The organism is Nocardioides sp. IC4_145, assembly GCF_011250565.1.
Classification (GTDB): Bacteria; Actinomycetota; Actinomycetes; order Propionibacteriales; family Nocardioidaceae; genus Nocardioides.
Window position 1 is genome coordinate 1 of record NZ_JAANMS010000077.1, and the last position, 7,720, is coordinate 7,720.

Annotated in this window: 6 protein-coding genes; 1 reads left to right on the forward strand and 5 read right to left on the reverse strand. The window is 73.5% G+C overall.

Features of this window, described 5'->3' with window-relative positions:
• Both G6553_RS20325 and G6553_RS20330 read right to left on the reverse strand, forming a co-directional pair.
• A partial coding sequence (locus tag G6553_RS20325; RefSeq protein WP_166196910.1) for a choice-of-anchor A family protein occupies nucleotides 1-942 on the reverse strand: 942 nt, incomplete at its 3' end.
• 157 nt (nucleotides 943-1,099) lie between these two features.
• On the reverse strand, nucleotides 1,100-2,713 hold the full coding sequence (locus tag G6553_RS20330) for a long-chain-fatty-acid--CoA ligase (RefSeq protein ID WP_166196912.1): 1,614 nt from the start codon (nucleotides 2,711-2,713) through the stop codon (nucleotides 1,100-1,102).
• Nucleotides 2,714-2,814: 101 nt separating this feature from the next.
• Here G6553_RS20330 and G6553_RS20335 point away from each other — a divergent pair, with 101 nt between their 5' ends.
• Complete coding sequence (locus tag G6553_RS20335) at nucleotides 2,815-4,137, forward strand: trypsin-like peptidase domain-containing protein (protein WP_166196914.1); 1,323 nt, start codon at nucleotides 2,815-2,817, stop codon at nucleotides 4,135-4,137.
• 27 nt (nucleotides 4,138-4,164) lie between these two features.
• On the opposite strand, the gene G6553_RS20340 is transcribed toward G6553_RS20335, so the two are convergent.
• The 3 genes from G6553_RS20340 to G6553_RS20350 are packed head-to-tail and all read right to left on the reverse strand — an operon-like array spanning nucleotide 4,165 to nucleotide 7,558.
• Entirely contained in the window at nucleotides 4,165-5,214 is a 1,050-nt protein-coding gene (locus G6553_RS20340; RefSeq protein ID WP_166196916.1) for a GNAT family N-acetyltransferase, read from the reverse strand.
• On the reverse strand, nucleotides 5,211-6,908 hold the full coding sequence (locus G6553_RS20345; RefSeq protein WP_166196918.1) for an ATP-binding cassette domain-containing protein: 1,698 nt from the start codon (nucleotides 6,906-6,908) through the stop codon (nucleotides 5,211-5,213). Before G6553_RS20345 ends, G6553_RS20340 begins: the two co-directional genes overlap by 4 nt.
• A 50-nt stretch (nucleotides 6,909-6,958) precedes the next feature.
• Complete coding sequence (locus G6553_RS20350) at nucleotides 6,959-7,558, reverse strand: hypothetical protein (RefSeq protein WP_166196920.1); 600 nt, start codon at nucleotides 7,556-7,558, stop codon at nucleotides 6,959-6,961.
• Nucleotides 7,559-7,720 lie beyond the last annotated feature (162 nt).

Here is a 7,720-nt window from a genome sequence, read left to right on the forward strand (position 1 = left end):
GGGCGGGTCGACGGGCGGGGCGGTCGGCGGCAGGCAGACCGTCGGGGGCAGCATGGCCACGTGCGTCTCGTTCGGCGAGCGGAACGACGCGGCGATCGTCTGGCCGATGAGGACGCCGAGCTCGACGACGACGTGGGCGCGCGGCGCGAGCACGTGCCCGCCGAAGTCCGAGCCGACGTCGAACCTCACCGACGTGGCGTCGGGGAAGTTCCAGATGAACGGGCCGCGGGCCCGGACGCCACCGGTGGTCGGTTGGGCGCCGCCGGGGGTCAGGTTCATCTTGCTCGTGATCCGCGGCGAGGTCCCCCGGACGTTGACGAGCACAGCAGACCCGGTGGGGACGTCGTACGCGATGGTCGTTGCCTCGGTGAGCTCGGCCTGGGTGAGGGTGAAGACGTTGAGCCGCGGGTCGGTGCCGCGCAGCTGGACCACCCGGTTGACCTCGTCGCCGGCCCGCACCAGGGTGCCGGTGGCGGGCGCGGCACCCCACTGGGTCGAGAGCGCCCGCAGCTCCGCGAACGCGGCCGGGAAGTCGACCGGGTTGGCGGCGAGGTAGGAACCGCCGCCGTTGTGGTTGACCCCGCTCTGCGGGACGACGTACGCGCTGCCCCGCTGCAGGTTGAACCACTGGCCGTGGGTGCCGGCGACCACGAGCGTCGCGACCGTCGCGGCGACGGCCAGGTCACCGCCCACGGTCATGCCGGTCGGCAGGCTGCCGCCGTACGCGACTGAGCCCTCGGACTCCGAGGTGCGGTGGCCGTCGCCCTCGACGAACTCCGTCCAGCCGGTCGCGGCGCCGAAGGCGTGCGTGGTGGCCACGCACGAGGTGCCGCTCGCGGCGCCCGCCGCCCCGGTGGTCACGAGCGCGCCGAGCGGCACCGCCAGTCCCACCACGGCCCCGACCACCGCGGTGGCCACCAACCCCTGCATGCGTGCGCGCATGGCGACACCACTCCCCCGTTGCCCCTGCTCGTCGTGCCCAGCCCTCTCGGGCACCGTGGCAGCGGGTGGAGTGGTGTCGGGGTGCTTGTGGGGCGACTGTTACCGGCCTGTGGGCGGACCGGTCCGCGCTCGTTCCCGTGCGGACCGGTCCTGGAGGTCAGTTGACGCCGCGCGCGCGTCCCTCCCAGTACGGCGCGCGGAGCTCGCGCTTGAGGATCTTGCCCGTCGGGTTGCGCGGGAGGGCCTCGAGGACGTCGACGCTGCGGGGGCACTTGTAGTGCGCGAGGTGCTCGCGGCAGTAGGCGATGATCTCCTCCTCGGTCGCCGAGGCGTCCGGCTTCAGCGCGACGACGGCCTTGACCGACTCGCCCCAGGTGTCGTCGGGGATGCCGATGATCGCGACCTCCATGACCGCCGGGTGCTCGGCCAGGACCCGCTCGACCTCCGGGCTGTAGATGTTCTCGCCGCCGCTGATGATCATGTCCTTGAGCCGGTCCTCGACGAAGAGGTAGCCGTCCTCGTCGAGCTTGCCCATGTCCCCGGTGCGGAACCAGCCGTCCTCGACGATCACCTCCGCGGTCGCCTCCGGCTTGTTGAGAAACCCCTTCATCAGCTGTGGGGTCCGCAGCCAGATCTCGCCGTGCGTGCCGACCGGGAGGTCCTCGAGCGTGGCCGGGTCGACGATCCGGATCTCGACGCCGGGCACCGCCTTGCCCGCAGAGACGAGCCGCTCCGGGTGGCCGGACGCCTCCGCGGTGCGGTGGTCCTCGGGCATCAGGTGGGTGGCGACGCCGGCGACCTCGGTGAGGCCGTAGACCTGCATGAAGTCGGTGTCCGGCCAGGCCTGCATCGCGGCCCGCAGCAGCGGCGGCGGCATCGGCGCGGCGCCGTAGGTGTAGGTCTTCAGCGCCCCGAACAGCTTCACCGCGTCCTCGCCGGACTGCAGCACCTGCGCGAGCACCGCCGGCACCAGGAAGGTCCGGTTGGCGCCCTCGAGGATCGCGCCGGCGAGCGACATCCCGTCGGGGTCGCGGGTCATCACGCTCGGGATGCCGTCGTGGATGCCGAACAGGACGTACGACGAGCCGCCGACGTGGAACAGCGGCATTGCGACCATCGACTTGTCGCCGGGCTCGAAGCCCCATCCGTCGTGGGCGTTGACCGTGTGGTTGACCATGTTGCGGTGGGTGAGCATGACGCCCTTGGGCCGGCCCGTCGTGCCGGAGGAGTACATCACCAGGCACACGTCGTCCGGCTCCACCTCGGGCCGCCGGTCGACGGGCGTCGCGCCTGCGAGCAGCGCCTCCCACGCGTCGCCGTCGGTGCCCTCGGGCGTCACCTCGACGACGTGCTCCACCTGCGGCAGCCGGTCGCGGATCGCCTCGACCGTGGCGAGCAGCTCGCTGCCCACGACCAGGACCTTCGCGCCGGAGTCGTTGACGGCGTACTCGACCTCGTCGCCGGACGAGCGCCAGTTGACGATGGCGTTCGCGGCGCCCAGCGAGCCGGCCGCCAGCGACAGCTCCACGCAGGCCGGGTGGTTCTTGTCGAGGAACGCCACGACGTCCCCGCGACCGACGCCGAGCGACTGCAGGGCGCCGGCCGCACGGCGTACGCGGTCGTCCCACTGCGCCCAGGTCCAGGTGCGGCCGAGGTAGGTCATCGCCTCGGCGTCCGGCGTGGCGCTCGCCCAGTGGGCGAGGCGGTCGTCGACGAAGACCGGGTCGGGGGCCGCGCTGTCGAGGGCGGTCGGGGGTGCGGTGGCAGTCATGGCGCGATTGTGGTCCACATCACAAGCGCCGTCGACCCCTTCTGCACAAGCGACCAGCCGCGTCTCAGGATCGTCACAGGCACCCTGGGCACCGTGGTGCCATGACCGAGAACGACCGCCCCGCGCACGACCCGCAGGACACCGCCCCGTTGCACGCCTACCCGGCCGGTCCTCCGCCGTCGGGCCCGCCGGCGGGCTGGGGCGCTGCTCCCGGGTCGCCGTCGCCGCAGCCCGCGGCGCCCGACCGTCCGCGTGGGCGCAAGGGCTTCGCAGCCGCGGTCCTGGCCGGGGCGCTGGTCGTGGGCGGCGGTGCCGGCATCGGCGGCGCCGCGCTCTGGTCGGCGTACGACGACGACGGCACGGCCGGCGGCACCGGCGCGGTCGCGACGTCCCCCGTCGTCAGCACCTCCGACGACCCGGCACCCGAGGGCTCGGTCGAGCAGGTCGCCGCAGCGGTGCTGCCCTCGGTCGTGCAGATCGAGGTGCGGGGCACGCAGGAGGCGGGGTCCGGCTCGGGCATCGTGCTGAGCGCCGACGGGCTGGTGCTGACCAACAACCACGTCATCGAGCTGGCCGCGGACGGCGGAGAGATCTCCGTGGCGTTCAGCGACGGCAGCCGCGCGGACGCCGAGATCCTCGGCCGCGACCCGCTCACCGACACCGCGGTCATCCAGGCCGAGGACGTCGAGGGCCTCACGCCCGCTACCATCGGCGACTCCGGCGCGCTCGACGTGGGCGAGCAGGTCGTGGCGATCGGCTCGCCGTTCGGCCTGGAGTCCACGGTGACCAGCGGGATCGTCAGCGCCCTGGACCGACCGGTCAACGTCGGCACCGACGACGAGCAGAACTCCACGACGTACCCCGCGATCCAGACCGACGCCGCGATCAACCCCGGCAACTCCGGCGGGCCGCTGGTCAACATGGCCGGGCAGGTCATCGGCATCAACTCCTCCATCCGCACCTCCTCGACCGGGCTCGGCGGCGAGGGCGGCTCGATCGGCCTCGGCTTCGCGATCCCGATGGCGCCGGTGCTGCCGATCGTCGAGCAGATGCAGGCGGGCGAGGAGCCCACGCACGCCCGGCTCGGCATCTCGGTCAGCGACCCGGGCGCCCGCGGCTCGGTGCAGCTGCCCGAGGGTTCCGAGGGGTTCCCCGGCCAGGAGCAGGAAGAGGAGGAGGCGCCGTCGCCGGACGTGATGGGCGCCGAGGTGCAGGAGGTCGGCGAGGGCTCGACCGCGGGTGAGGCGGGGATCGAGGTCGGCGACGTGATCACCGGCGTCGACGACCGCACGATCACCAGCGCCGACTCGCTGGTCGCCACCATCCGCTCCTACCGGCCCGGCGACGAGGTCACGGTGACCTTCGTCCGCGACGGCGAGGAGCGGACGGTCGACCTCGAGCTCGACTCCGACGCCACCGACTGAGACGACCGACCGACAGGTGAGCCAGCCTCAAAGGATCTTCTGGAGCTCCGCGAGGCGGGCCACCGGGCGGAAGCCGAGCAGCTCGTTGACGCCGATCATGTGGTCGTTGACCTCGGCGTTGTAGGTCGTCACCAGCGCGATGTCGGGCCGCTCTGCCTGCAGCAGCCGCAGGTTGGCGACCTTGACCGCGAGGCCGAGCCGGTGGCCGCGGTGGGCGCGCCGCACGAGCGTGCCCCACTGGTAGGCCCGGCCGGGCTCGTGCACGGTCGTCACCAGCTCGGTGTAGGCGGCGACGGCACCGTCGACGTCCAGCGCGACGGTGTCGTAGGTCGTGCGACCCTGGCGCGCGACCGACCCCTCGCGCTCGCGGACACCGTGCGAGTCGGGGACCTCCGGCTCGAGCGCGAGGTCGCCCACGGGGGCCTCGGTCATCAGCGACGCGGTCACCTCCGCCCAGCCGTCGAGCAGCTCGTCGGGGACCGGACCGACCCACGACCGGAGCGTGTACGCCGCGCAGTGCGGCGCCGCCTCGGCGGCCAACCGGTCGAGCAGCTCCTCGGCCACCGGCAGCCGCAGCTCGCGCTGGACGTCGCCCAGGCCGAGCGTGAACCCGCGGGCGCGGGCGAACTCCGGGCCCGGCTCCCCCGCGCCGGCCGGCCCCGCGGCGTACGCGTGGTGCGCCTCGGTGAGCAGGATCGAGCGGCCGCGCTCGCGGGCGACCCCTTCCAGGTGGGCCAGCATCGCGGTGCCGTGGCCGCGGCGGCGGTGCTCCGGCAGCACGTGCACGGTCACGTCGGCCCGCTCGAGGTTGTCGCGCAGCGGGGTCTCCATCCAGCCCGCTGAGACGACCGACGCGCCGGGGCCGTCCCCGAGCACACCGCTCCACGCGGCGGCCCAGGTGTCGGAGGTCGGCTCCTGCAGCAGGACGCGCGCCTCCCCGAGCTGCCACGGGGTCGCGGTGTCCTCGTAGCCGAACGTCTCGGCGGCGGCGTACACCGCGTGCCAGGCGTCGAGGGCGGCGTCGTCGAACGGGTCGACCTCCACGATCCGCAGGCGCTCGCTCCCGTGGTGGGTCATCGGGCCCGCGCCACCCGTCTCTCGTCCCAGACGGGCCCGTCGGACTCGTAGACCTCGCCGTCGGCGCCGTAGACGAGGAACCGGTCGAACCCGCGGGCGAACCAGCGGTCGTGGGTCACCGCGAGCACGGTCCCCGCGAACGCCGCGAGCCCCTCCTCGAGCGCCTCGGCGCTCTGCACGTCGAGGTTGTCGGTCGGCTCGTCGAGCAGCAGCAGGGTCGCGCCGGACAGCTCGAGCAGCAGGATCTGGAACCGCGCCTGCTGCCCGCCGCTGAGCGACTCGAAGGTCTGCTCGCCCGACGCGCTGAGCTCGTAGCGGTCCAGCACCCGCGCGGCCTGCTCGCGGCCCATGCCTTGCCGGCCGTCCGGGTGGCCGTCGCCGCGGTGCAGGATCTCCAGCAGCGTGCGGCCGACCAGCTCGGGGTGCTCGTGGGTCTGCACGAACCACCCCGGCCGCACCCGCGCGCCGAGCTTGGCCCGGCCGGTGTGCGCGACGGGGCGGACCTCGACCTCCCCCACGGGTCGGTGCTCGACGTCGGGGTCGCTGCCGCCGGCGGCGAGGAGCCGCAGGAAGTGGGACTTGCCGGAGCCGTTCGAGCCGAGCACGGCCACCCGCTCGCCGTACCAGACCTCCAGGTCGAAGGGGCGCATCAGCCCGGTGAGCTCCAGCTGCTCGCAGACGACCGCGCGCTTGCCGGTGCGGCCGCCCTTGAGCCGCATCGCGACCTGCTGCTCGCGCGGCTGCTCGGTCGGCGGACCGGCCTCCTCGAACTTCCGCAGCCGGGTCTGCGCGGCGCGGTACTGGCTCGACATGCCGTCGTTGTACTCCGCCTTGACCTTGAGCCGGAGCACGAGCGCCTTGAGCTTGGCGTGCTCCTCGTCCCACCGCTTGCGCATCTCCTCGAAGCGCTCGAACCGGTCCGTGCGTGCCTGGTGGTACGACGCGAAGCCGCCCGCGTGCGTCCACACCGAGTTGCCGACGCCCGGGCCGCCGCTCGCCAGCTCGACGGTCACGACCCGGGTCGCGGTGTTGCTGAGCAGCTCGCGGTCGTGGCTGATCATCAGCACGGTCTTGTCCGACTCCCGGATCCGCTCCTCGAGCCAGATCTTGCCGGGCACGTCGAGGTAGTTGTCGGGCTCGTCGAGGAGCAGCACCTGGTCGGGGCCGCGCAGCAGGAACTCCAGGACGAGCCGCTTCTGCTCACCACCCGAGAGCGTGGTGAGCTCGCGGTACTTCGCGCGGTCGTAGGACACCCCGAGCGCAGCCGTCGTGCACACGTCCCACGTGACCTCGACGTCGTAGCCGCCGGCGTCGGCGTACTCCGCCAGCGCCGTGGCGTAGGCCATCTGCGTCCGCTCGTCGTCGGTCTCCATCAGCGCCAGCTCGAGCCGGTCGACCTCGGCCGCGGCCGCTCGGACGCGGGGCGGGGAGACGCTGAGCAGCAGGTCGGCGACGCTGGTCGAGCCGTGGGCGACGTGCTGGCGCATGACGCCGAGGCCGCCGCTGCGCGTGACCACCCCGGCGTGCGGCTGCAGCTCGCCGGTGACGATCCGCAGCAGCGTCGTCTTGCCCGCGCCGTTGGCGCCGACCAGCGCGACCTTCTGCCCCTCGCCGACGCGGAACGACACGTCGTCGAGCAGCACCCGCCCGTCCGGCAGCTCGTAGCGCACTCCTGCGACGTCCACGTGTCCCACGAGGGGAGATTGTCCGCCCCGGAGGGTCCCAGGGCGAACCGATTAGCGCGTCACTCCAGCGTGATCGAGCCCTTCGGCGCAGCGACGGTGTCCCGGACGTCGGTGCCGCGCAGCCGCAGGACGGTCTGGCGGACCTTCAGCTCCCCGGCGCCCACCGGCCCGACGGGCACGGAGAAGTCGAGCCGGCCGCCGCCGGCCCCCTGCGAGGCGAAGCCGAAGAAGACCGGGTTCCACTCCCCCTCGGCGTTCTTGCGCAGGATGTCCATCCGCCCGGTCCCGGGCGAGCCGTAGACGGCCTTGTAGGCGCGCTTGCCCACGGCGAACCAGGTGACCGCGGCGTGCGCGTTCTCCTTGCCGAGCAGGGAGCGACCGTGCCGGATGATGAAGGAGAGCACCAGGTCGCGCTCGTCGTCACCCTCGAGCTCGGGCTCCAGCGCGACCTCGACCTCGACCTTGCGCACGTCGGTGGCCCTCACCAGCCACGCCTTCGCCGTTCCAGTGACGTCGCCCTTCGGGTCGGTCGCGGCGACGGAGGCGGGCGTGGCCTCCGCCGGCTCCGCTGCGGTGGCCGGTGCCGCCACGGACGGCGTGACCGGGAGGAGGGACAGCGGGACGAGTGCCGCCACAGCGGCGACGCGGGTGCGGGTCATGGCTGCACCCTTCCCCGCCCTGGTGCCGTCAGTCCTGTCGTTCCCCCGGCGCAGGTCGCTCCGCGGCGCTAGCGTCCCGCACGTGAGGCCCACCCCGCGCCGCCGCGCAGCCGCCGTCCTGTCCGCCGCCCTCTCGGCTCTCGCCGTCTCGCTCGGCGCGCT